This is a genomic window from Neorhodopirellula pilleata, from assembly GCF_007859915.1.
Classification (GTDB): Bacteria; Planctomycetota; Planctomycetia; order Pirellulales; family Pirellulaceae; genus Rhodopirellula; species Rhodopirellula pilleata.
The window spans coordinates 718077-741951 of sequence record NZ_SJPM01000002.1 but is presented as its reverse complement, the minus strand read 5'-3'; the positions used below and the strand labels follow the sequence as shown (position 1 = coordinate 741951).

The 23875-nt window shown below is 55.7% G+C and carries 20 protein-coding genes; 7 read left to right on the top strand and 13 right to left on the bottom strand.

Going from position 1 to position 23875, the window contains the following annotated elements:
• Positions 1–2: 2 nt before the first annotated feature.
• The 3 genes from Pla100_RS07875 to Pla100_RS07865 all read right to left on the bottom strand — a co-directional run bounded on the left by Pla100_RS07875 (position 3) and on the right by Pla100_RS07865 (position 4801).
• Positions 3–3014: an FG-GAP-like repeat-containing protein gene (locus Pla100_RS07875; RefSeq protein WP_146577101.1), complete on the bottom strand. Its 3012-nt coding sequence runs from the start codon at positions 3012–3014 to the stop codon at positions 3–5.
• A 61-nt stretch (positions 3015–3075) separates the two neighbouring features.
• Positions 3076–3582, bottom strand: a complete 507-nt coding sequence (locus tag Pla100_RS07870) for a tetratricopeptide repeat protein (protein ID WP_197167763.1) — start codon at positions 3580–3582, stop codon at positions 3076–3078.
• Positions 3583–3742: 160 nt separating this feature from the next.
• Positions 3743–4801: a LacI family DNA-binding transcriptional regulator gene (locus tag Pla100_RS07865; protein ID WP_146577100.1), complete on the bottom strand. Its 1059-nt coding sequence runs from the start codon at positions 4799–4801 to the stop codon at positions 3743–3745.
• A gap of 187 nt (positions 4802–4988) precedes the next feature.
• Here Pla100_RS07865 and Pla100_RS07860 point away from each other — a divergent pair, with 187 nt between their 5' ends.
• From Pla100_RS07860 to ispF, 4 genes are all read left to right on the top strand, one after another.
• On the top strand, positions 4989–6287 hold the full coding sequence (locus Pla100_RS07860) for a glycoside hydrolase family 2 TIM barrel-domain containing protein (RefSeq protein WP_146577099.1): 1299 nt from the start codon (positions 4989–4991) through the stop codon (positions 6285–6287).
• 360 nt (positions 6288–6647) lie between these two features.
• Positions 6648–6860, top strand: a complete 213-nt coding sequence (locus Pla100_RS07855; protein WP_231602822.1) for a Sec-independent protein translocase subunit TatA/TatB — start codon at positions 6648–6650, stop codon at positions 6858–6860.
• A 1-nt stretch (position 6861) separates the two neighbouring features.
• Positions 6862–7137 (top strand): Sec-independent protein translocase subunit TatA/TatB, encoded by a 276-nt coding sequence (locus Pla100_RS07850; protein ID WP_146577097.1) that lies wholly within the window; start codon positions 6862–6864, stop codon positions 7135–7137.
• The gene (gene ispF / locus Pla100_RS07845) at positions 7134–7661 is read left to right on the top strand and encodes a 2-C-methyl-D-erythritol 2,4-cyclodiphosphate synthase (protein WP_146577096.1); all 528 of its coding nucleotides are present in this window, start codon (positions 7134–7136) and stop codon (positions 7659–7661) included. Before Pla100_RS07850 ends, ispF begins: the two co-directional genes overlap by 4 nt.
• A gap of 98 nt (positions 7662–7759) precedes the next feature.
• Here ispF and acpS read toward each other — a convergent pair whose 3' ends face one another.
• From acpS to Pla100_RS07830, 3 genes are all read right to left on the bottom strand, one after another.
• Positions 7760–8140, bottom strand: a complete 381-nt coding sequence (gene acpS / locus Pla100_RS07840; RefSeq protein ID WP_146577095.1) for a holo-ACP synthase — start codon at positions 8138–8140, stop codon at positions 7760–7762.
• Positions 8141–8144: 4 nt separating this feature from the next.
• Complete coding sequence (trpS, locus tag Pla100_RS07835) at positions 8145–9107, bottom strand: tryptophan--tRNA ligase (protein WP_146577094.1); 963 nt, start codon at positions 9105–9107, stop codon at positions 8145–8147.
• A gap of 107 nt (positions 9108–9214) precedes the next feature.
• Positions 9215–10054 (bottom strand): purine-nucleoside phosphorylase, encoded by an 840-nt coding sequence (locus tag Pla100_RS07830; RefSeq protein ID WP_146577093.1) that lies wholly within the window; start codon positions 10052–10054, stop codon positions 9215–9217.
• Between the two features lie 184 nt (positions 10055–10238).
• Here Pla100_RS07830 and Pla100_RS07825 point away from each other — a divergent pair, with 184 nt between their 5' ends.
• Complete coding sequence (locus Pla100_RS07825) at positions 10239–12686, top strand: ATP-binding protein (protein WP_146577092.1); 2448 nt, start codon at positions 10239–10241, stop codon at positions 12684–12686.
• Positions 12687–12877: 191 nt separating this feature from the next.
• Here Pla100_RS07825 and Pla100_RS07820 read toward each other — a convergent pair whose 3' ends face one another.
• From Pla100_RS07820 to Pla100_RS07805, 4 genes are read right to left on the bottom strand one after another with little or no spacing between them, the layout of a single operon-like run.
• Complete coding sequence (locus Pla100_RS07820) at positions 12878–13846, bottom strand: calcium/sodium antiporter (protein WP_146577091.1); 969 nt, start codon at positions 13844–13846, stop codon at positions 12878–12880.
• Positions 13843–14550, bottom strand: a complete 708-nt coding sequence (locus Pla100_RS07815) for a response regulator (RefSeq protein ID WP_146577090.1) — start codon at positions 14548–14550, stop codon at positions 13843–13845. Before Pla100_RS07815 ends, Pla100_RS07820 begins: the two co-directional genes overlap by 4 nt.
• A gap of 3 nt (positions 14551–14553) precedes the next feature.
• Positions 14554–15747, bottom strand: a complete 1194-nt coding sequence (locus tag Pla100_RS07810; protein WP_146577089.1) for a two-component system sensor histidine kinase NtrB — start codon at positions 15745–15747, stop codon at positions 14554–14556.
• Entirely contained in the window at positions 15744–17351 is a 1608-nt protein-coding gene (locus Pla100_RS07805) for an ATP-binding protein (protein ID WP_231602821.1), read from the bottom strand. The genes Pla100_RS07810 and Pla100_RS07805 overlap by 4 nt, the downstream gene beginning before the upstream one ends.
• Before the next feature lie 392 nt (positions 17352–17743).
• Here Pla100_RS07805 and Pla100_RS07800 point away from each other — a divergent pair, with 392 nt between their 5' ends.
• Positions 17744–19183 carry a sigma-54-dependent transcriptional regulator gene (locus tag Pla100_RS07800; protein ID WP_146577088.1) on the top strand — a complete coding sequence of 480 codons (1440 nt, stop codon included), beginning with the start codon at positions 17744–17746 and terminating at the stop codon, positions 19181–19183.
• A 116-nt stretch (positions 19184–19299) separates the two neighbouring features.
• Here Pla100_RS07800 and Pla100_RS07795 read toward each other — a convergent pair whose 3' ends face one another.
• Complete coding sequence (locus Pla100_RS07795) at positions 19300–20901, bottom strand: lipopolysaccharide biosynthesis protein (RefSeq protein WP_146577087.1); 1602 nt, start codon at positions 20899–20901, stop codon at positions 19300–19302.
• 137 nt (positions 20902–21038) lie between these two features.
• Here Pla100_RS07795 and Pla100_RS07790 point away from each other — a divergent pair, with 137 nt between their 5' ends.
• A complete protein-coding gene (locus Pla100_RS07790) occupies positions 21039–21728 on the top strand; it encodes a DUF2461 domain-containing protein (protein ID WP_146577086.1) in 690 nt (229 codons plus the stop codon).
• 26 nt (positions 21729–21754) lie between these two features.
• Here the strand turns inward: Pla100_RS07790 and Pla100_RS07785 are convergent, their stop codons facing one another.
• Both Pla100_RS07785 and Pla100_RS07775 read right to left on the bottom strand, forming a co-directional pair.
• Positions 21755–22225 (bottom strand): FKBP-type peptidyl-prolyl cis-trans isomerase, encoded by a 471-nt coding sequence (locus Pla100_RS07785; protein ID WP_390620571.1) that lies wholly within the window; start codon positions 22223–22225, stop codon positions 21755–21757.
• Positions 22226–22250: 25 nt separating this feature from the next.
• Positions 22251–23792 (bottom strand): sulfatase family protein, encoded by a 1542-nt coding sequence (locus Pla100_RS07775; protein ID WP_146577084.1) that lies wholly within the window; start codon positions 23790–23792, stop codon positions 22251–22253.
• Between the last annotated feature and the right edge of the window lie 83 nt (positions 23793–23875).

Genomic DNA, 23875 nt, shown 5'->3' with positions numbered 1-23875 from the left:
TCTTAACGCTTCAGCTCGAACGGTCGTTCTTGATCCTGGACGACTAGATAAGCCCCGTCTACAGTCATCGGCTCGAGATCTTGGGAACTTCCATCTGGCCATTGAATGGAGACTTTTGCAAGAGATCGGTTTTCGCCAATGCCGAAGTGAACCAAGGATTCGTTCTTGCAGAGAAACCCATCCCCCGATGCCACCGAGCCAATCCATTCCTGCTGTTCGGTCTCGACAATAATACGGGCGCCAATGGCGTCTCGCTCGCATGTCGTCCCCACCAACCGAAAAGCGATCCAGTGATGGGAGGTTGTCGATTCATTCAATAGCAAAGCAGTTGGCCCGAGCATATCGGTCACAATCAGATCGTTTTTGCCATCGCGATTAAAATCGAGTGTTGCCAGCGCACGACCAAGATGGGGTTCTTGGGTGTAGTCGCAGTTTTCGATGGGGGTCTGCTCAAAGCGGCCGGCGCGATTCGCAAATAGTTGAAACGGCTGCTCGAATTCCTGACCACGGTGTCTGAGATCTTCGACATGACCATTGGCAACGGCAAGGTCAGGCCACCCATCGTTGGAGTAATCAATCGCCTGGGTCCCAAAGCCAACTACCGGCTTGCTGTCATCGGCCAAGTTGAACTGCACGTTGAGATCACGAAAAAATCGCGTGCCCCCCATGTATAGGCTGACCGGTTGGTCCGCAAAATTGGTGACGTGCAGGTCGAGCGTTCCACTGTGATCGAAGTCGCCTACGGCGATCCCCATGGCGGCCGTCGCCGAACCGACCGAGCCGAAAGCGCAACCGAACGGGATTGCTTGGTCGATCAATTGATCTTGATCGCCGCGTACCCAAAGTTGGTTGTTGCGGACATCGTTGGCGACGAATATCTCGTTGCCAGGAAGGTCCGGCAGGATATCTGTCAACACGAGCCCCAAGCCGGTGCATGCCTGCTCCTGCGAATCGCCGACCCACTTGGTTTGCCAATGTCCGTCATCGTGATTGATGTAGATCTGATCTCGCCCGGCTTGCAGACTCAGTGGGGCAATCGCATCCTGCGGATTGCCCTCGCGATCCAATTCAGGGCGTTTCGTGATTTTTGAATCTCGGGCATAACTCAACGCGAATAAGTCGGGCAAATCGTCACCGGTGACATCGCCCATCGCCAGCGACGTGCTAACGCGAGTCAGGTCTGGGGTTTCGTCGAGTGGCACCTTGAGGAAGGTTCCGTCACCCTGGTTGATCAACAACACGTTCGTGCCAAGATTGGCAACGGCCAAATCCGCGAACCCGTCTTGGTTCCAATCGCCTGCGGTAACGCCGAGGCTATAGGAGGCTTCGGTGGTGCGAGCAGGCGAGGTGACATCGCTCAGTTTTCTTTTCGATTGATCGCGTTGATGACGGTAAAGTTGGTCAGACTTGACGGCGACGAAGCCTTTCGGGTCAGCGGCCCCTTGGGCCAAATAGAAATCCGGTTCGCCATCAAGGTCATAGTCGAGGACGGCAACGCCGCCTCCAAAGGTTTGGTAAATCGCGAATGCTTTGCGAGGCGGATCAGTTGCAATCATGAAGGAATGGGCAAGACCGACATCGGACGACACATCGCGGAACGTGGCCGGGGTGACGGGCACGTCCACGTTGGTCTTGTCCAGGCCGCGCTGGGTGAGGCGTCCCGTGACGATCAATGGTAATGAAGACAATTCCGTATGCCCGAAGTCCATCCCACACCAGATCTCTTTTCGGGTCGGAAAATCATCGTTTTCGACGACTAATCGCCGCATAGACATTTGCAGTTCGGCCAGCCGTTCTTGGTCGCGAGCATGCGACGCTGACATGGATCGCCACAACAAGGCTTCTAAATGGCGGTCTGCCGAGTCCAATTCTTTGGCAAGCTGCTCGAATGATTCGTCCGATGGAGCGTCCGCCGACGCGATCGCATTGCTGCTCCGTAAAATGCGAGTCATCAGCGCGTATCGTTCGATCCAAACGTCGGCGCGATCGGGTTGTCCGATCGATCGCAAGCATTGAAACATTCGTCGGACCGAATGCATGTCGGTCGGGTCCAACCGGATCGCTTCAGCGATCGCCTGTAAAGCGGCATCGTACTTCGTTTCGCGTAACAGATAGGTTCCGATCGCGGCCCAGTAATCGGGATACGCTTTGAGCTCTTCTGAACAGTGTGCCAGCCAAAGGTTTAATCGCTCGTCGACTTGGGCTTCCACTAGGGCGCGACCGTGGAACGCGATCATCCCATGGGATGCTTGGCCCGACGCGACGAAAGGCTCAACCATGTCAGCGGCCTCCAAGTACCGGCCATCGGTAAACAACTTTCTCGCGCGGCTCAGCTCGCCGATCGGCCAGTAGGGGCGGCCATTGCCGGGCGGCAGCATGCCGGGAGGATCGTACATCGCATCGGATTCTACGATCAATGCGTGCAGTTCTTCTTGCATCACATCGCCGCGTTGACATAGCTCGCGAATGAAACGCACCGCTTCGTGGCGACGCCCTTGGCGGTTGTAAAGGTATGCCAATTGTCGCCGAGCGAGACTAACGCTGGGATCCAACTCAAGAATTTTCAAGTACCGAGATTCGGCCTCGTCGTATCGAGCAAGTTCAAAACACCAGCCCGCCGAAACGCCTAGCGAAGGCAAGCCGGCCTCGGGGTGTTCCGGAGGTATCTCTGCAAGCAAGGCAATCGCACGCTCGAGATCACCCATGGCTGCCGAGGCGTTTGCGAGATGAAAAACCGCTTCGTAATCGTCGGGGTTCTTGAGCAAGAGCGGGCGCAGGACCACCTCAACCTCCGCAAAACGGCCCTCATCCACCAACGCCACTACGCGATGAAAACGCTCGTGCCGATCATCTGAAAGGGGGGGCGTTCGGGCGGTCTCCGCGATCACTTCGTCAGTCGGCGTAGTGACGGGGGCGTTCGTTCCGCCGCAGCCGCCCGACAACACGAGCAGCAACACGAGCAGCAGCGACAGGACAAGGTTCAGCCGATGCAGAGGAGAAAGGATAGAAGTCATGGCATCGAATTTTACCAAAATGCGGCTTCTCCGACGTCTTCGAATGGGTTTAATCGTGCCACTACTCGGCTTGGTCGATCAGTGCAAACTCGATCGACTTGATTTGCTTTTTCGCGGCGTCGGCCGGTTTCCAGAACCAGCCTTGCGGGTCCCAGCACTGGGCGAAGGCAACCGTATCAACCAGTTTCTTGTAGGCCTTGATGGCGTCGGCGGGTTTGGACTGCTTTTCAAGTGCTTGGCCGATGATGAAGTAGCAGGTCCCGACATCGTTGAGTGCCCACTTGCTATGCACCGCTTCTTGGTCCGAAGACGGTACCGGTTCGGTGAGCGATTTTTGCATTTCGATCGCTTCTTGGCCGTGCCGCTTGATGCACTCTTTCGCGTAGGCGATCGCTTTGTCGTAGTTCTTGGCGTTGAACGATTCCCACGCGGCGGTGGTCAGTTCTCCCGAGGTTTCCTGCGGGAACGAGACCGGCACCGCCTCCTCCGCTTGACCAGTGCCTCTGAACAGGAGAGTCATGGCGAGGGTCAACAACAAACATCGGACGATTCGAGACTTGGAGTTCATGGGGGACTTTCGTTTCGTGAGCAGCAAAAAGTTACCTCGGCCCGCCCCGGCGGCGGTCGAGTAATCCGAAGGATCTGTGTGACAAGATACCAGCCTTCGATAGCGATTGCAATTTTATGCACAAAAAAATGCGCGGCGATCATTGATAACGACTGACGCATCATTTCGGTGGTGGACCCGTCGACTTGCCTTCGCGGACCAAGCAGTCGAGCATGATGTGTTGTGCCGAGCCGAAGCGTTTGTTCACAAGGTCTTGCAATCGCTGGGCACCGATCTGGCCGATTTCGTAGTAGGGGATTTGAGCCGTGGTGAGCGTGGGGAGTCGCTTGGGAGGTTCGATGCCGTCAAATCCGGTGACGGAAACGTCCCGGGGAACACGCACCCCGTTTTTCTTGAAGAACTTGATCAAGCCGTAGGCTTCGTGATCGGCGGCGCAGACCCACGCGGTGACGCCGTAGCGAGTCCGCTGGAGGGCGGCTTGATGAAGCTGTTCGAGCGACATTTGTTCTCCGGTTCGCACGTTCAGTTCGTTCGCCGGGTCGAGGGCCAAGCCCAGTCTCAGCATTTCCTCGACGTAGGCGGAGTGCCGCCGAAGGGCCCAGTTCGCGTCGACTTCGTAGCGCTGCGTCAGGAAGCCGATTCGGTAGTGCCCCAGTGACGCAAGCTGTCGTACGATCGCCGCGATTCCGCGGTGATGATCCACATCGACGCAATTGACGGGAATTCCGCTATACTGTTCAACGAGCGAGACCACCGGCATCCGCGTGCCCAATTCATCGACGATCGATTGCGGGAACGGATAAATCAACAACGCTCCGGCCGACGCGTTCTTTTGTAACGAGCTGATCGCGGCGTACGAAGGATCGTCGATTTCACTGTCGCCGGGCGATACATAATGAATCTCTAGTTCGCGATTGCGACGCTGAGCAAAATCGCTGACGCCGGCCAACAATCGCTCTCCAGGGCTTTCGTACTGTTGGTCGAGATACTCTTCCAAGCGTGTACAAATCAGAACCAAGAAGCGAGGGTTTTTCGGTGACCGGCGTGGTTTGCCTTGGCGTTGTTCTAGGTGGTTGTATCCGAGCGCGGCTGCAAGCTTGAACACCTTCCCGCGGGTTTCCGGATTGATGCCGGGATGGTTTGTGAAGCAACGCGAAACCGTCGCGCGGGAGAGGTTCAACCGGTCAGCAATGACTTGTTGGTTAACGGATTTTGCCATGGAGAAGTTTCTTGCTCGTTTGCGATGTTTGCCGATTGCATTAATGCAATTTTATGCACAAAATATCAAGAGTGGAAACCGTTCCTCCTTTTCTTTCAACTTTCCCCCTCAGGTTGATCAAGTGTTGCACCGCCTTCCGATTCGAACAAAGGTGCTGGTCGGCATCTTGATGGTCTCTTTCGAAAGTATGACGCTCACCTGCACTCGTGCGGACCAGACTGTGGCTGTGAAAACAACGGCGGCGACGTCCGCAGTAGAGACAACGATCGTGCTCAACGACGACGGCCACTACACGTTGATGCGAGATGGCAAACCGTATTTCATCTACGGAGCCGGAGGAAGCGAGCATCTTGATGTTCTGGTCGAACATGGCGGCAATTCGATCCGGACCTGGGGAATCGAGTCGCTCGAGCAACAAGTCGATGGGGTAGCGTTGCTCGACCGCTGCGAGGCACTCGGCATCACGGTGTGCGTGGGACTATGGATCGGACACGAGCGTCATGGTTTTAACTATCGCGATCCGGTTCAACTCGACCAGCAGCGCGAGGCGGTTCGACAAGCGGTTCGCAAATACAAAGACCATCCAGCCGTGTTGATGTGGGGGTTGGGTAATGAGATGGAAGGCCCGGACTCGAACGAGCCGACGCCCCACATATGGAAGGAGCTCGATCAACTCGCCTCGATCATCCGAGAAGAGGACCAGTCTCATCCGATCATGACGGTGATTGCCGGCTCGTCCCCGGTGAAGGTCAAAGGCATATTAGAAGACTATTCCAATGTCGATATATTGGGGGTCAATTCGTATGCGGCCGCGTCGAGCGTCGCCAGTGAGATACAAGCCGCCGGTTGGAAGAAACCGTTCGTGCTGACTGAGTTCGGCCCATCGGGACACTGGGAAGTTCCCACCACGTCATGGGGCGCGGCGATCGAACCGAAGAGTCGTGAAAAGGCGGCGAGTTACTACGTCACGCAAACGATGTTGATCGAAGACGCCAAGGCGATCTGTTTGGGAAGCTATTGTTTTGTTTGGGGGCAAAAACAAGAGAAGACGTCGACGTGGTACGGCATGTTCTTGCCGACCGGCGAAAAACTTCCGCAAGTGGACGCGATCAGCCGAGCCTGGACGGGTAAGTGGCCGACCAATCGATGCCCACGCGTCGATCCGATCCAGTGTGAATTCGTCAACGCAACCGTTGCCCCGGGGGTGTTGGTCAAAGCAAAGCTTCCTGCCGTCGACCCGAACGAGGACTCGATGACTTGGCAGTGGATCGTGCAAGCGGAATCCACTGCCGCAAGCGTGGGTGGCGATCGGGAACCCGTCCCGCCCATTTTTGAAGAATGCATCATCGGACAAGATGGCGATGAAGTCACCCTGCGGACGCCTGCGCAGCCGGGTAATTACCGGCTGTTTGCGATCGTCCGCGACGGACGCGGTGGCGCCGCCGCCGAAAACGTTTGTTTCCAGGTGACAGGTGTTTCCAAGTGAAACGGTGAACGCTTTGGGTGCCAGTTGCCCTGGGGTTTGCATGTGGCGACGGCTTTCAGTCGCTGTTTCAGGACTTGGCGACTGAAAGTCGCCACCACGGCCGCGACCAGTCCAGTACTTGACTTTTCCGATCCGATCACTAGGATACTAGTGCTTCGGTTCTGGAGATGTCGGCTGTTCGCCTTCGATCTACCCGCTTTCGCCGAAATCATCCGCCTGGACGCTGTTTCACCGATCACTCTTGGTGAAACCGACGTCTTAACGCTATCGCGGATGCGACCCATGATTTGATTCGTCGGTTGTTTTTCGGTCCCTCCCCCCCCCCCTCCCTCCATTTAGTGAGATTTCGTGATGTTTGCCATGACTTTCGCTTCCCTTATGTTGCTCGGTTTCGGTTTCCCTGGCGCTCCGGAAATGATGATCGTTCTGTTGATCGCGTTGGTGCTTTTCGGTGGTGCTAAGCTGCCAAGCTTGATGCGAAACCTTGGCCGCAGTGCCAATGAGTTTAAACGCGGTATGGCCGAGAGCGTCGACGACAACGACGATGCGGCCAGCAAGTCCGAAAAGGTCTGAGATGTTTGGTCTGAGTCCTTTTGAGTTGTCGGTCATCGGCATCATTGCGGTGGTCTTGTTCGGCGGTAATCTTCCCGACGTTGCGCGGAAGTTCGGTTCAACCTACGCGCAGTTGCGACGTAGTTTGCACGACGTCCAACAGCAATTTCGTGAAGCTCAAGCGGAGGCCAGTCGCGCGATGACGATTGAAGACAAATCGCCGACCAAGACAACCTATCACGACGAGGTTGACGAAACACCTGAGCCGTCCGCCCCGAAGTTCAAGCCGCCCCAATGAGCTCGCCTTCGCCTCCGTTTCCTGCGCCTCCGTTTCGCGTCGGGCTCGGTTACGATTCGCATCGACTCGGCCCGGGTGGCCCGCTTCGGATCGGCGGGATCTATATCGGGGATGCGTCTGCAGGCGGCGTTCACGCGATCGGTCATAGTGACGCCGACGTGGTTTTGCACGCGCTGACCGATGCGTTGCTCGGCGCGATTGCTCAAGGTGACATCGGGAGATTGTTCCCCAACGATGACGAACGAAACCGCGATCGAGATAGCCGAGACTTTGTGCTCGCCGCGATGGAAAAGGTGAAGCGATCCGGTTACTCGATTAACAATGTCGACGCGGTCATCTTGGCCGAGCGTCCCAAGATGGCACCTCACATCGATTCGATGCGAGAACAAATCGCCAACATGATCGAATGCCCGATCCAGTGCGTTGGATTAAAAGCCAAAACCGGCGAAGGCGTCGACGCAGTCGGCCGCAGCGAAGCAATCGCAGCCCGAGTGATTGTGATGTTGGTGGCAGTTAGCGGTTAGTGATTGGCAGTTAGCGATTGGCAGCCGGGTCTCCGTCGAAGCGACTGCGACCCAGCCTACTCTTCAATCTTCAATCTTCAATCTTCAATCGTCAATCGTCAATCCTGCCACAAGATGACGTAGGCGATGGCTTGGGTTCGGCATCCGCCTAGGCTTAGGTGAATGGTGTCGACGCCGGCGTCGTCGGCGAGTTCGCTGGCGACTCCGCCGAGTGAAATGGTGGGGCGTTCACCGGGGCGGGTTTGGATTTCGATGTCCGTCCAACTGACCCCACGCCGTTGACATCGTAAGGCTTTGAAGACGGCTTGCTTGGCGGCCCAGCGGCGGGCGAAGTGTCCTGTCGCGTCGGGGAGTTGGGCGCAGTGGTCGATCTCGGCGGCGGTGTAGACGCGTTCGAGGAATTGTTCGCCGTGTTGTTGGATCATTTGTCCGATTCGGGCACATTGGACGATCTCGGTGCCGACTGCCACGATCGCCATGATGTTACCGTAATCCGCACGCGGTACGAGCCCGATCGACGACGGCCGCCGCCACCTCTCGAGCCCGTTTGGCACCGGCATCGAGGATATCGCGGACCGAGTCGAGGTCTTTTTCCAATTCGTCCCGGCGGGTTCGCGCCGTTTCAAAGTGGGTTTCGCTGACTTCGGCGACCGCTTTCTTGATCTCGCCGTAGCCGAAACCGCCGGCCCGGTACTTCGCTGCCATCGCTTCGACTTCGGCCGGCGTGGCGAACAATTGATAGAGTTCAAAGAGATGGTCCCCTTCGGGCTCTTTGGGGTCTTCCATCGGTCGCGAGTCGGTAACGATCCGCATGATTTGCTTGCGGATTTTCTTGACGTCGCCGAACAATGGTAGTGTGTTGTCGTAGCTCTTGCTCATTTTTTGTCCGTCCGTGCCGGGCACTTTCGCACCGACGTCGAGCGTCTTGGCCTTGGGCAGAACGAACGTCTCACCGAACGTGTGGTGAAAACTACCCACAAGATCTCGACAGACTTCGATGTGCTGGATTTGATCGGCACCGACGGGAACGATTTGTGAATCGTATGCCAAGATGTCCGCCGCCATCAGCACCGGATAGGTGAACAAGCCCGCGTCGGCGGACAAGCCTTTTTCCTTTTTGTCTTTGTACGCATGACAACGTTCGAGCAGTCCCATCGGTGTGCCCGTCATGAGCAGCCACGTCAGTTCAGTGACCTCGGGAATCTGAGACTGGACGAACAAAGTCGCTTTGTTCGGATCAAGGCCGAGTGCCAGCATGTCCAATGCGGTATCAATCACGTTTTGGCGTAACTGGTCGGGGTGTCGAACCGTCGTCAACGCATGCAGGTCGGCGATGAAATAAAACCCGTCGTTGTTTTCTTGCAGATCAATGTATTGCCGGATCGCGCCGAAATAGTTGCCCCAGTGAGGTCGACCGGTCGGCTGGATACCCGAGAGAACACGCATGTTGAAGATTGAAGATTGAAGATTGAAGATTGAAAAGTAGGCTGGGTCGGAGCCGCTTCGGCGGAGACCCGGCAGTGATCCACGTACCGACGCGATCCATCTAGTCTCTAAGCGATTCGCGTTGTTCCTAATTCGCCGACGATACCCCGGACGATCGCGCGGAGTTTTGGTTCGGCTTCGTTGGCCGTCGCGATGATTTCGGCCACGTTGGCGGGCTTCAACGCGTCGGGTAAACACATGTCGGTGATCACACTCAGTCCGACGACCTTCAGGCCACAGTGAATCGCCACGATTGTTTCGGGCACGGTACTCATTCCGACCACATCCGCTCCTGCTTGGCGGAGGAATCGGTATTCGGCTCGCGTTTCCAGGCACGGTCCGGCGACCGCCACGAACACGCCTTTGTGGGGATGAATGCCGGCGCGACGGGCGACGGCGATTGTACGATCGATCCATTGTTGGTCGTACGGCTCGCACATGTCGGGAAACCGTGGGCCCAACCGATCGTCATTGATCCCGATCAAGGGGTTGCCACCCATCAAGTTGATTTGATCTTCGATGACCATGATGTCCCCGTTTTGGAAGTAGGGGTTCAAGCCACCGCAGGCGTTCGAGACGATCAGCAGTTCCGCGCCGAGTTCCTTGAAAACGCGTACCGGCAATGTGATGTCTTTGAGGTCGTAGCCTTCGTAAAAGTGAAAACGGCCTTCCATCGCCATCACGGGGACGCCGCCGATTTTGCCGATCACCAACCGTCCGGCGTGCCCGGTCGCGGTGGAGGTGAGGAAGCCGGGAATGTCGCCGTACGCGAGCGTGGCGTCGACATCGATGTCGCCGACGAGTCCCCCCAGGCCGGTGCCGAGGATGATGCCAGCCTGCGGCTTGATGTCAGAATGTTGGCGAATGAACGCACAGGCGGCTTGGATTTTGTCGTGAAGTTCGAGCATGAACGTGGCGGCGTGAAGGAAAATGGGTTTCGGAATACTGGGCTAAAAACGGGGCGGTGTCCAACTGTTTCCCCAAACGTTGTATGTTACTGGACCGATGCTTTGAAGCGGACCCGCCGATTGAAATTTCTGTCGCTTCCGATTCGATTCTCTTCGCTTTATTCCCTGTATTCGCCACACCGCCATGACCGCACCTTCACCTGACGTTTTCGAAAAGCTCGCGTCGTTTTATTTGGGCCGTCACTACGACCTCGCCGAAGGCAAGTTGCTCGACGACTTGTTGATGTACGACGCCAAGGATTTATGCACGCACGCGATGTGCGTCGGGATGACCGGCAGCGGCAAGACGGGGTTGTGCCTGTCGCTGCTCGAGGAAGCCGCGATCGACGGGATTCCGGCGATCTGCATCGATCCGAAAGGCGATCTGACGAACCTGATGCTGGCGTTTCCCAACCTGCAGGCGGAGGACTTCAAACCGTGGCTGGAAGCCGGCGAGGCGTCCCGCAAAGGCATGGACTTGGACCAATTTGCCGAGTCGACGGCCAAAAAATGGAAAGAAGGCTTGGCGTCGTGGGGGCAAACGCCCGAGCGGGTTCAACGATTCAAAGACGCCGCCGATGTCGTCATTTACACACCTGGCAGCAACACCGGGCTGCCGTTGACGGTGCTCAAGAGTTTCGATGCCCCGCCCGCTGAACTGATCAATGATGCCGACGCGATGCGCGAGCGGGTGACCGGGGCGGCGTCGGGATTGTTGACGCTTTTGGGGATGGAAGCCGACCCACTGCTTTCCCGTGAACACATTCTGATTAGTTCGATTTTAGACCACTGTTGGCGGGGCGGGCGCAACGTTTCGGTGGGCGACTTAATTGGTTTGATCACATCGCCGCCGATCACCCGCGTCGGCGTGCTCGACCTTGACTCGTTCATGTCTTCGGCTGATCGTGGCAAGCTGGCCATGACGCTGAATAACTTGCTCGCTTCGCCGGCATTTTCGACTTGGCTTGAAGGCGAGTCGTTATCGATCAAGAAACTGTTGCACACACCTGAAGGGAAGCCACGGTTGTCGATCATCTCGATCGCCCACCTGAGTGATTCCGAACGGATGTTTTTCGTCACGATCTTGCTCAACGAAGTCCTCGCGTGGATGCGCACGCAATCGGGCACCAGTTCGTTGCGTGCGTTGCTTTACATGGACGAAGTCGCCGGTTACTTCCCGCCGGTAGCCAACCCGCCTTCAAAGCCACCGATGCTAACGCTGCTCAAGCAAGCCCGCGCGTTCGGGCTCGGGGTGACATTGGCAACGCAAAACCCGGTCGACTTGGACTACAAAGGTTTGTCGAACATCGGCACGTGGTTCTTGGGCCGCTTGCAAACCGAGCGGGACAAAGCCCGGGTTCTTGAAGGGCTCGAGGGAGCCTCCGTCCAATCGGGTAAGCCGTTCGACCGGGGCGAGATGGAGCGGATGCTCGCTTCACTGGGTAGCCGCGTGTTCTTGATGAACAACGTTCATGACGACGGACCGAGCGTTTTTCAAACTCGCTGGGCGATGTCGTTTTTGGCCGGACCGCTCGCCCGTGACCAAATCGCGGACTTGATGTCCGATCGCAAAGCGGCTCTGGCGGCCGACCGCGACAACCAAAAGGAATCTGTCGGCAAAGCCGCCGCCACGCCGACGCGGCCGATCCTTCCTCAGGGTGTCGCCGAAGCTTTCGTGTCGCCGAGTCGATACGTTCGTGGCCAAGGCCGGCGGATTTACCGGCCCGCCATGCTCGGTGAGGGGACTCTGCATTTTGTCCGAAGCAGTGCCGGCGTCGATAGCTGGGTCGATGTCAAACACCTTCTCAAATGCGGCAACGGCGTTCCCAAGGACTTATGGGAATCGAGTGTTGAGATCGATCCAGACACAGATTGGACCGATCAACCCGACGACACCTTTGAGTTCACCGACCTGCCAGACGAACTACGTGGCGTTGCGAACGTCAAAGCGATTCAAAAGCAGTTCAAGGAATTTCTTTATCGACACCATCAAATGGATCTTTTCCAAAGTCCGGTGTTGAAAAAGTTTGCACCTGCCGGACTCAACGAAGTCGAAGCGAGGTTGCATTTTCAACAAGCCGCCCGAGAGCATCGTGATACCGAGATCGAAAAACTGCGTCTGAAGTATCTCAAGTTAATGAAGTCTCTCGAACAGAAGATTCGTACCGCTGAAGAACGTGTCGCAAAGGAATCCGAGGAATACGACTCCGCAAAAATGACGTCGTTGATGGACTTCGGTTCGTCTTTGATAGGCGCCTTCATGGGCCGGAAAGTGGCCAGCCGCACGAACGTTTCGAAAATGTCGACTGCCGCCCGTGGGGCGACCCGTGCGGCCCAACAACGCGGGGATGTCAAGCGAGCCGAACAAGCGTTAGAGCAACTTCGTGTGGACATGGATGACTTGAACGCGCGGCTCGAAGCAGAGATTAACGACTTGACGCGGCAATACGAATCAGAGAATTTCGAGCTGGAGATCACCCAAATCCCGCCACGGAAAAGTGATCTAAAGGTCAACGATCCTACAATCCTTTGGACCCCTTGGCAGATCGAGGGCGAGAATGACGACGAGGGTGAAGCGATGCCGTTGTTCTAGCCATCACCATTGTCAACCCGATCAGTGACGACGTGCCAGCCACTTAAGGTTCACGCCGTTTAACTACGTGTGTACGGCGAATCTGTCTTAGAACGTGTTTTAAAAAGGGGTCTGACCCTCTCCGGCGAGGCCAAAAACCCAATGAAATCGACTCGCCTCCAAAGGGTCAGACCCCTTTTTAAAACACGTTCTTAGCTCGACGCGGTTTGTTCGAAAATCAAGTAGGCCGTGTAAGCGATGTATCCGGCGAACAACAGGACTCCTTCGCCTCGAGAGACCTGGCGGCCGGTGAGAAAGATGGGAAGGCATACCAATGCCACGAGGATCATCACAGGAATATCAAACCGGATCGCTGAATCCGTCACGCCGACTCCGTTGGGAGAAACGATCGCCGATAAGCCGATCACACACATGATATTGAACAGATTGCTGCCGACGACGTTCCCGACGGCAATGTCGCGTTCACCACGGATTGCAGCCATCACCGATGTGATCACTTCAGGCAATGAGGTGCCCGCCGCAATGATCGTCAAACCGATTACCAATTCACTCACGCCAAAGGATCGCGCGATCGAGGAACTGCCGTTGATCAACAGACGTGACCCGACCGCAAGCAAAACTAACCCGATCAGCAAAAGGATTCCATCGACGACGAGGCTCTTTGCGGGGGTCGAGTATTCCTGAGCGAACTCGTCTTGAATGGCTGCGGTCTCGCGGCGACTTTGGCGGATACACCACCACGTGTAAGAGACGATGCCGGTAAACAACAGGACGCCATCGATCAAAGAAATTCGGCCGTCGTAAGCCATCGCGCCGAAGACGATCGAAGCGAGGACCATGAGCGGTAGGTCGCGACGTATCAGAGAGCTTGCGACCGCCAAGGGAACGATCATCGCGGATAGACCTAGAATCATCAATATATTGAAGATGTTGCTACCGACGACGTTGCCGATCGCCAAATCGGGCTGGCCGGCCAATGCCGATTGAACCGAGACGGCCAGTTCCGGGGCACTCGTTCCGAATGCGACGACCGTCAATCCGATCACCAGCGGTGAAATGCTCAATGCCGCCGCTAATCGGGACGCCGATCGCACCAGCAGCTCGCCGCCACCGATCAGCACGACCATACCACCAGCAATGAGAAGGATATCAGTGATCATGGAGGGGAAATCAAGCTCAGTAATTTTTTCATGTCGATCGGCTTAAAGCAAAACGATCCGACTTCATCTTCCAAATTTTCCGGTGACCGTTGATAGCCCGTTACCACGACGACCCTAACGTCCGGCCGCAGACGACGGATTAAGTCGATCACCTTACGGCCATCTCCACCCCCGAGCTTCAAGTCGACAATCGCCGTACTGTAGGTCGATTGATGGGCTTTGCGGATTCCTTCATCTTCGCTACGTGCGAGATTGACGCGATAGTCGTGATGGCGAAGGGTTTGCCACAAATTGTCACAAAATTCTTCGTCGTCATCGACCACTAACACGATCGGCTTTTGCAAAGCTTCGTCCATCATCGGGATCAGCGATCGAATGTCGACGGGTTTTCGCAATACCTTCCAAGCGCCCGAGTCGTAAGCGGCTTCGACGCCGTCGTCGCCCGCGAACGCGGTGATCATGATCGCAACCAACTCGGGCTGCAAGCGGCGTAGTTGTTGGTAAAGCTCGACGCCGTTCATGCCCGGCATTAAGTAGTCCAACAGAGCAATGTCGTAGTCGACGGTCTTGGCGAGGTTCAGTGCCGTTGCCCCATCGGGTGCGATGTCGACTTCATAGCCCAGGTCTTCCAGAATGTCGCGAACGTTTTGGCGAATGTCACCATCGTCGTCAACGACTAGCACACGTGTCGTTTCTTGGTTCATGTTTCAATCTTGTCGGGGGACGGTCTTTTCGGGGGACGGTGGACCATATGCGGGGAACTCGATTCGAAATGTCGTGCCCTCCCCGAGTTCGCTGGTGACAGAGATCTGACCGTCGTTTTTCTCGATGATGGCTTTTGTGATGGCCAACCCCAACCCCATCCCTCGCGCTTTGGTGGAGAAGAACGGATCGGTGATCTTGGCAAGATGCTCTCCCGCAATCCCGGTTCCATTGTCGGACACGGTGATCCAAACGCGATCAGGTTCGACACGTCCGCCGCGAATGGTGAGTGTACTGATTTTGTCGGCTTGATCACTCATCGCATCACGAGCGTTGCGAAACAAGTTGCGAAACACGATCGGCAATTGTCGGCCGTCGACGCACGCCTGTAACAGGTCGCCGGTGGCTCGGGCTTGGTTGAGCTGATTGTCGATCGTCAAATGAGCAGGAAACGAAACCGAATCGAGAGTCTGGGCAATCAACTCGCTCAAATCACACGCTTCGCGCTGCGGAGTGGGCAAGCGGGCGACGTCGGCCAGCGCGGTTACCACGTTGTCCAATACCGTCACTTGTCGGTCAATCCGTTCAAGATGCTCGGTGAGTTTTTCGGGAGTCAGTTTCTTGGCGTGTTGGATGTAGTAAACGGATGTCTTGACGGTGTTGAGCGGGTTGCGGATCTCATGAGCGATGCCGCCGGCGATCTGTCCAAGCGTCGCCAATTTTTCCTTTTGAACCAATTCCGCTTGAGCTTGTTCCAGTTGGGCGGTTCGCTCTTGGACGTTTGCTTCGAGTACCTCGTTGGACCGCGCCAATTGATCTTGAACCGCTTTGAGGTCAGTGATGTCTCGAAGGATTCCCGTGAAGAGGGTTTCGCCCTCATGCTGAATTTCGCTCACCGCCAGGTGCAAGGGAAATGCGGTCGCATCTTTTTTTTGGCCACTGACTTCGCGTCCGATGCCGATGATATTGCGTTGACCGTGCTCACGGTATTTTGCCAGATACCCATCGTGATTTTCGCGATACGGGGAAGGCATTAGCATCCGGATGTTATGACCGATGATTTCGTCGAGTCGATAGCCAAACATCCTTTCAGTCGAAACGTTGGCGGCGCGGATGATTCCCGAGGCATCCATGATGATGATCGCATCGACAGCCGTATTCAAAACGGCGGCTAAAACCGCTTCATGCTGATAGGTCATATCGGGCGATTTCCCATCCAAGGTGCCGAAGGCAGATGAATCGAGAATACGGCACCGCCGCTGGCGGGAGGCTGGCCGACTTCGATTCGACCGCGATGCGCCTGTACAATTCGCTGGACGATCGCCATTCCTAAACCGGTACCCGTGCTCTTGGTGGTGTAAAAGGGTTCGAACACTTTTTCTCGCTGCTCGATCGACAAACCGGGTCCGTTGTCGCGAACGGTGATACACAGTTCGTCGCCTGGTCCCCGGTTACAATCGACCCAGATTCGAACCGGATCCGTCGCCGCCGCAAGCGAGTTTTCGAACAAGTTACGGAAGACCTGTTCGATTCGCAACACGTCCAATTTGACGGTCATGTCGCCTTCGCTATGCGATTCGATCAACGACACTTCACGGCCTTGTCGGGCCACCTCCAAGTGGCGCCAAACACGCGTCCAAATTTCCGGCAGACTGGCATGTTCTAAATGCAAGTGAATCGGCGCGGCGAACGAGCGGACTTCTTCGAGCAGATTGTTCAAGTCGTGGGTGGCCCGTTGGATCGAATCCAAATCGCGCCGGGCGTCGGGATACTGTTCCAATTCCAATTCGAGCATTTCCAATCCGGCTTGGATCCGCTGCAACGCATTGCGACTCTCGTGCGCCAAGCCAGTGATCGTTCGGCCGATCGTCGCCAATCGCTCCGATTGCAACGACTGCTCTTGAGCGGTCAGCAAATCCGTCACATCGACGCCGATGCCAAGTACCGCATAGGGTCGTGAATCATCGTCCTTGAGAGTCGTATTGGACCAACGGATTTGTCGCTGACGTCCGTCTCGGGTTAGGATCGGGTTGATGATGCCGCTCGTTTCAACGTCGCCACTGGTATCTAAGAATACCTGACGAAAGCTTTGCCGATCTTTCGGAGGTAGGCATTGATCGAACCAATCTCGCCCTAAACAGGTGGCCAATGTCCATCCGGATATTCGTTCGAAATACGGGTTGAAGCGAATGATCTTGCCCTTCAAATCCAACACCAGCACCACCGCTTCGGCAGTACTCAAAATAATGTCCGCGAATTTTTGTTCCCGCAACAACTCATTTTCAATATGTCGTCGCTGCGCAATCCGTTCGACACTCTTACGGAGCGCCTCCGGGTTGATGGGCTTGAGGATGTAATCGGTCGCTCCATCGCGAAACGCAGCGATCGTGCTGTCCATGTCCGCATACCCTGTGATTACGATGATTTCCGCTGCGGGAACCAATGCGTGCAATTCCGGCAAAAAATCGTCTGCCGAACCGTCGGGTAATCTCCGATCAAGCAACACGACGGTGACTTGCTGATCTGTCACGATTTGGCGGGCCTGGGCCAACGATCCGGCAAACAAGACTTGATGTCCATCAAGTTCCAGAATGTCGCGGAGACTGCCGCAGGTGTCGGGGTCGTCTTCGACCAAAAGAATCGTTAGTTCATAGTCCATCGGTAGTTCGCCTTGTCCCAAGAGGGCGTCGGGACTGACGCCTGTAGTGACACCGTCGGTTCCCGACTCGTCTCCATCCGGATGCACGCGACATGCCCGCACGTCACGCGCGGAGTCGGATCGAGGATCGGGAAAAACAGCCATCGGGAAGAATTCCTTGGGGGCGAACGATGATTCCAAAACTTAACCGGTCGACCGATGCGACAAAATAGCAGGCGATTTGTCCCCGATTCTATTCTCACGCTCCTAAAACGGGTGGTGCGGATTTCCCATGAACACGCTTGTAATGTGCGTATTCGCACGATACCGTGCGTTGCGGCGCGCTGGTTGAGTGTTGAATTGGCGGTCGAATGACAAAATTCGTGGGCAGACTGGTTGCCTCGTCAAAGCAAAAATTGGGCGAAAACCCGTCATTTGCGTTACCGGGCACCTTTGCCGTTGGGCAAGCTCAGCTTGGGTGGCTCCGCTCCTGTCCGCCATGGAACACGCTTCGCTAACTTTCTTGGAGACCGCTCCCCGTCTTACCTATTGAAGCCATGTCTGATTTGCCCATTAAACTGCTGCTCGTCGAAGACGAAGACGACTTCCGGGACACCTGCGCGCGCTGGATGCAACGCAAAGGACACGATGTGACGGCCGTCGCCAGCGGAGCTGAGGCGCTTGGATTGTGCGAAAAAGAAGTTTTCGAAGTTGCCGTCTTCGACATGAACATGCCCGGCATGTCGGGAATGGAGCTGCTACAACGCGTCCAGCAGGCCCGCATCGAGATGGAGGTGATCATCCTCACCGGCCAGGGGACGATCGAATCTGCCGTTTCGGCAATGAAACTCGGGGCTTGCGATTATCTCACCAAGCCCTGCGCGCTAGGTGACCTGGAACATCATTGTCAACTCGCCCGTGATCTGGGATTGCTACGAAAAGAGAATCGTCAACTCAAGGCATTGATCTCGCGAGACCGTCCGAAGGTCCCCTTGGTCGGACATTCCCAATCGATGATGAGCGTGATGCGCGTGGTCGAGAAAGTCGGACCGACCGATAAGCCGGTCTTGATCCAAGGTGAGAGTGGAACCGGCAAAGAAGTAGTCGCTCGCGCGATTCAACAAGCCAGCCTCTTACACGATAAGCCTTTCGTGACCATCAACTGCGCCGCCTTGCCGGAGCAATTGGTCGAAAGCGAACTGTTCGGTCACCAAAAGGGTTCGTTCACCGGGGCAACTGCGGACAAACCGGGCTTGTTTGAGATCGCCGATGGCGGCACATTATTCATCGATGAAATTGGCGAACTGCCGCCGGCGTTGCAGCCCAAGTTGTTGCGGGTACTCGAAGACGGATCGATGCGGCGGATCGGATCACACCGGGAACGACGCGTTCATGTGCGGATTATCGCGGCAACGAATCGGGATCTAGCCTCGGAAGTGGCCGAAGGTAATTTCCGAGAAGATTTGTTCTATCGCATCAATTTACTCTCGCTGGAACTTCCGCCGTTGCGAGAACGAGAAGGCGACGTCGATCGATTGATCGAGCATTACCTGACACGACCTTGGCGGATTGACGCGGACGCCCGTGAAGCTCTTCGTGGCTATCATTGGCCTGGAAATGTTCGTCAACTGATCAACGTCTTGCAACGGGCGATGATCTTGGCCGAAGGTCACGACATTACTGTTCACGATTTGCCCGACGAAATTCGCAACGACGCCAACGGCATGCGGATCATCGATCCGTCCTCGTTCCGCTCGGTCAAATCTGATTCGCTTCCGCTATCAACTTCCGGTTCTAGTACGCTTTGCGACGACTCGATGTTGAAGTTAGACGACATCGCCAAAGCTCATGTGCTCGAGGTTCTTGCACGAGAAAACGGCAACAAAGCCCGGGCGGCACGTAAGCTAGGTATCCACCGCCGTAAACTCTATCGGCTGCTCGAACGTTTCGAGGCCACCACGGATGAGCCGCAGACTGAGTCTACGACGTCTACTTAGCATCGCGTGAACATTAAGTGGTGGCGACTTTCAGTCGCCAAACCCTGAAACGTCGACTGAAAGTCGACGCCACGTTAAGAATCCATCACTTATTGTTCACCCGATGCTTAGTTGCTCTAAAACGCCAAACGCGAGCGAAGACGTTCGGGTAGGCATTCATAAAGACGTGTCCGTTTGTTTTCATCACGCCAAATGAACCAAGCTAAGGTTCCTGTCACGATCACGGCAAGCCATGGTGATACCAACAACGTCAGTGGCAAAGCGGACAAAATCGGCAATTCGGCTCGTGCCGGATAGTCATAGACCGCCATCGCGAACCATATCGCAGTCATGGTCACGCCATGGGCAACCAAGGTTGCCGTCACTGCGCCGGTCAAACCGTAGGTCGGTATCAAGACGGCGTTGAGTATTAGATTGGCAACCAAGCCCACCGCCATGGCCACTGCGATCGATCGCCCCTTCTCGGCCGTCAATAAATAACATTGACCGATCATCGACAAAGAGTTCCATATGCAAAAACATAAAGCCATCGGCATCAGTTGCATGCCGTCAGAGTACCTCCCTTGCAGCAGCACACCGAAAACGAACGGCCCGGCGAGTATGGCAAACGCGCTGCCCATCGTGAATAGCGTTGAGACCGCAAGTAAGACATCACCCACCCGTGTTTTGATCGCATCCCAGTTCTTTGCTTCCCAATCCGACGACAAGTAGGGCATTAACACGCCCGCGATCATCATCGCAACGCTTAATAGCATCATCGGAATGATGCGCCCCGAATGATATTGGCCAACCGCCGCTTGCCCGATCGATTCCTTGACTGACGCAAGAAGATCCGGCGCTAAACCATCGGGAATCGGTAGCATGTGCAAGATCATGTAACGATCAACCAATTCAAACGCGTTCCCGATTAAGTTGGTCATCCACAACGCGAACGCGTAAGGGGCTAGGCGTTTGATCATCACACCGACTCGAAGATCGCCGGACACCTGATTGATTTCCGCCGCGTTTTCTCGATCCATCGGTGCCGATCGAATCGCCGATCGCCAGTTGCGTTTCAACGATAGGTTACCTGGAATCGTGGCCAGCACACACGCCAGCGTGAACATCCACAACACGCCGATGAACTCACCACCGCTGAGTAGCCAGCCCACACTGAGCAACGTGAAGCCCACGCCATGGATGAATTGCATGAGTGATACGACGCGGACCTGTCGCAAGGAAGCGTTCAGATCGGAAATGAAGTTGTAAAAGATCATCCCCACGACGGCGACACCAACCGCGTAAATCAAACCATCGGACTGCGTCTGTAAGAAGATCGCATAACTAAACCACGACGGCGCGATCAACATTGCTAATACAAATGCCAGTGTGCAGCCGATGGTCCCGATCGCGATCCGGCGAACAAATAGCTGCAGTTGTCCTTTGATCCTAAAGTGCTCGGTGAACTTTGGTAGAACCCCCGGGATCCCCAGCAACATCACCGGCGTGATCAACGTCAGGAAATCGAAGGACATCGACCAGCGTCCGACATCGGTGTCGTCCATCAGCCGGCAAAATGCCATTCCTCGGATAAATCCGATCCCGCGACCCAGGATCGTCATCAGTAACATCACCACCATTCCGACCGCCAACGAGTCGACGCGGAAGTCGCGTTCCACTGAACGGGTAGATGGGTGGACCGAGGGCGTTGAAGCAGCTTGGGTGCGAGCAGGATTCATTCAAAAGCGTTCCTTGCAATTGATGGCCCGGACGGTTCATGGCCAAGCTTACTCAGCGGACTCCCATCACCGCCAATCGATCCTGACGGTTATGATGATCGTTCCACTTTATACTCACTGATTGCGCGAAACCTTTCATGCCAACCGAATCCCCTTTCTCGATGGACCTGTTTCATTTTCTCGATGACTTATCACGTCACAATGATCGGGAATGGTTCCAGGAAAACAAACTACGTTATGAACAGGTCGTCCGCGAACCGGCCCTCGAGTTCATCGATCAACTCGCCGGGCCGTTGAATCGTTCCGCGCCCATGTTGAAAGCGGTTGCCAAACGAGCTGGTGGGTCGCTGATGCGAATTCACCGCGACACACGCTTCTCTCGCGATAAGACCCCCTATAAAACGAACGTCGGGATCTCATTGCGACATGAGGCCGACGGAGACATTCACGCACCTGGCGTTTACATCCATTTGGCATGCGATGAATGCTTTGTCGGTGCGGGATGTTGGCGACCACAGCGCGAAACCTTGGCCGCGATCCGACGAGCGATCGATGAACACCCCTCAGCGTGGAAAAAAGCTCGCGACCAAAAGAGCTTTCGAAGATCGTACGAATTCGCCGGCGAATCGCTAAAAACATCGCCACGCGACTACTCGAAAGATCACCCGATGATTGATGACCTTCGTCGAATCGATTACATCGGTGTTGCCAACTTGACGCCTCAGGACTTCATCGCCCCTGACGTCGTCAAACGCGTCGTGCAATTGATTCGGGATGCAAAACCTCTGATGACGTTCCTATGTGACGCCATCGATGTGCCTTATTAACAGACCAGCGACTTCCGAACAGCTCCTCACCCGCCGCGCACGTCGTGCAGTTCGACTTTGAAATGCAACGTCGCGTTGGGAGGGATGGAACCGGGCGAACCCGCCGCGCCGTAGCCCAATTCCGATGGAATCTCGAGCTCGATCATTCCACCTTCACTGACCAATTGCAAACCCTCGGTCCATCCGGGAATCACATTTTGCAAATTGAACTTCGTCGACTCGCGGCGGTTGTACGAACTGTCGAATTCCGCCCCGCTGTCGAGCCATCCTTCGTAGTCAACGGTAACGAAGCTTTGAGGACGTGGCTTATCGCCACTTCCGCGACGCAGGATGCGATACTTCAGTCCCGACTCGGTTGTCGTGAACTCTTTCGGCGCGTCAGGATCCTCAGGACCTGGCACACTGCTGCGGCCCGACGGAGAACATCCCGAAACGAAAAACGCGAGCGTCAGGAAACCAGCGATCGAGCATTTGAAAAGGTCCATCATTACAATCATTCAGGGTAAAAAGAAATACGAGCGTTTACTCGCCGCGTCGAAAATATTCCGTCGGATAAGGAGCCGACTCCGTTCGGTCAGGGTGTCGCCACGGGTACGTCTTTCCCCGGTCTTCGAGGAGCGGCATTTCCATCCCGTTTGAATCCGCCATCATGGCCCAAAGCTGTTCATTGAGTGATTGTACCCGGTCTTGATGTTCAGGTAAGTCAATCAAGTTGTTCATCTCCGACGGATCGGATTGCAAATCGTACAGTTCATCGCGATCCCAACGACCGTGGCAACGAATGTACTTGTAACGGCTGCCCAGGATCGCGTGCAGGGTTGGTGTTTGCGGGTAGTTGCGTTCCCAATAGTACTCATACAGAACCGTCCGATCGGCAAACATGCCTGGTTCGCCCGCCGTCAAGGCTTTCCAAAAACTCGTGCCGTCGGTGTGAGGCAAAGCGGCCGCGCCGGCGGCTTCGAGGAGAGTCGGCGCGATGTCGATGTTCGCCACCAATCCGTCGAAACGGATTCCCGGCGGGATGGACCCGGCCCCCATCGACGCCGGTGCGACCATCAACAGGGGCACCTTAGCGCTTGCTTCGTAGGCGACCCGCTTATCGATCAAGCCATGGTCACCGAATTGGAATCCGTTGTCGCCCATGTAGACGATGATCGTGTTGTCGGCGAGGCCTTGTTCGTTCAGAAAGGAACGCAACCGGCCCACGCTTTCATCGACCGCGAGCAGGGCTTCGCAATAGCGGCGGTAGTAAACTTCAGGACTGAAATCAGACAAGTTGTAACCAAAGTCTGCACCGTGGCGGCTGTTGCGTTGATCCCTCACCCACATCGGTAGTTTCCCGTCGGCCAATTGTTCAGGCGTGGGCACAGCGATCGGATGCGGTTGTTGATCGTAGCGACCGCGATGCCGATCGGCGGGGACGAAATCCGAATGGACCGCCTTGTGGCTGACGTACAGAAAAAATGGTTTGGCCGGGTCTCGCTTTCGTAACCAATCGATCGAGTAATCGGTTAGTTCATCGGTGATGTATCCCTTTTGATTAACGCGTTTTCCGTTGACGTTGAAACCGTCGTAGGTCGTTTGCGGAACCTCGCGGGTCGTGCCGTGGCCGTCGGGAAAATACGTGCCTTGTCCTTTGAACGCGACCCAGTGATCGAAACCACGTTGCGGGTCATCGATCTCACCGCCCATGTGCCATTTGCCGATGAACGCGGTTTGATACCCGGTCGCTTGCAACTGCTGCGGAAAGAACGTTAGTGTCGGATCGACGGGATGATAATTATCGACGACGCGATGGTTGTGAGCGTAAAGCCCCGTCAAGATCGAAGCGCGGCTGGGCGAGCACAACGACGTCGTGACATAAGCCCGCGTCATCATCGCTCCGTCGCGAGCCATTTGATCCAGGTGCGGCGTTTCCAAATAAGGATGTCCCGCCGCGCCGAAACAATCGAACCGGTGGTCGTCGCACAAGACGAAGAGGATATTCGGCGCAGGTGTGGGCTGCGCATTGGCCGTGCCGAGCCATCCCACCACCAACAAAGCGAACCAACGTTTGGAAATCATCAAGCCGTCATCTCAAAAAGTAGGCTGGGTCGAAGCCGCTTCGGCGTAGACCCGGCAATTCACTGCCATTTATTCGACCCGAG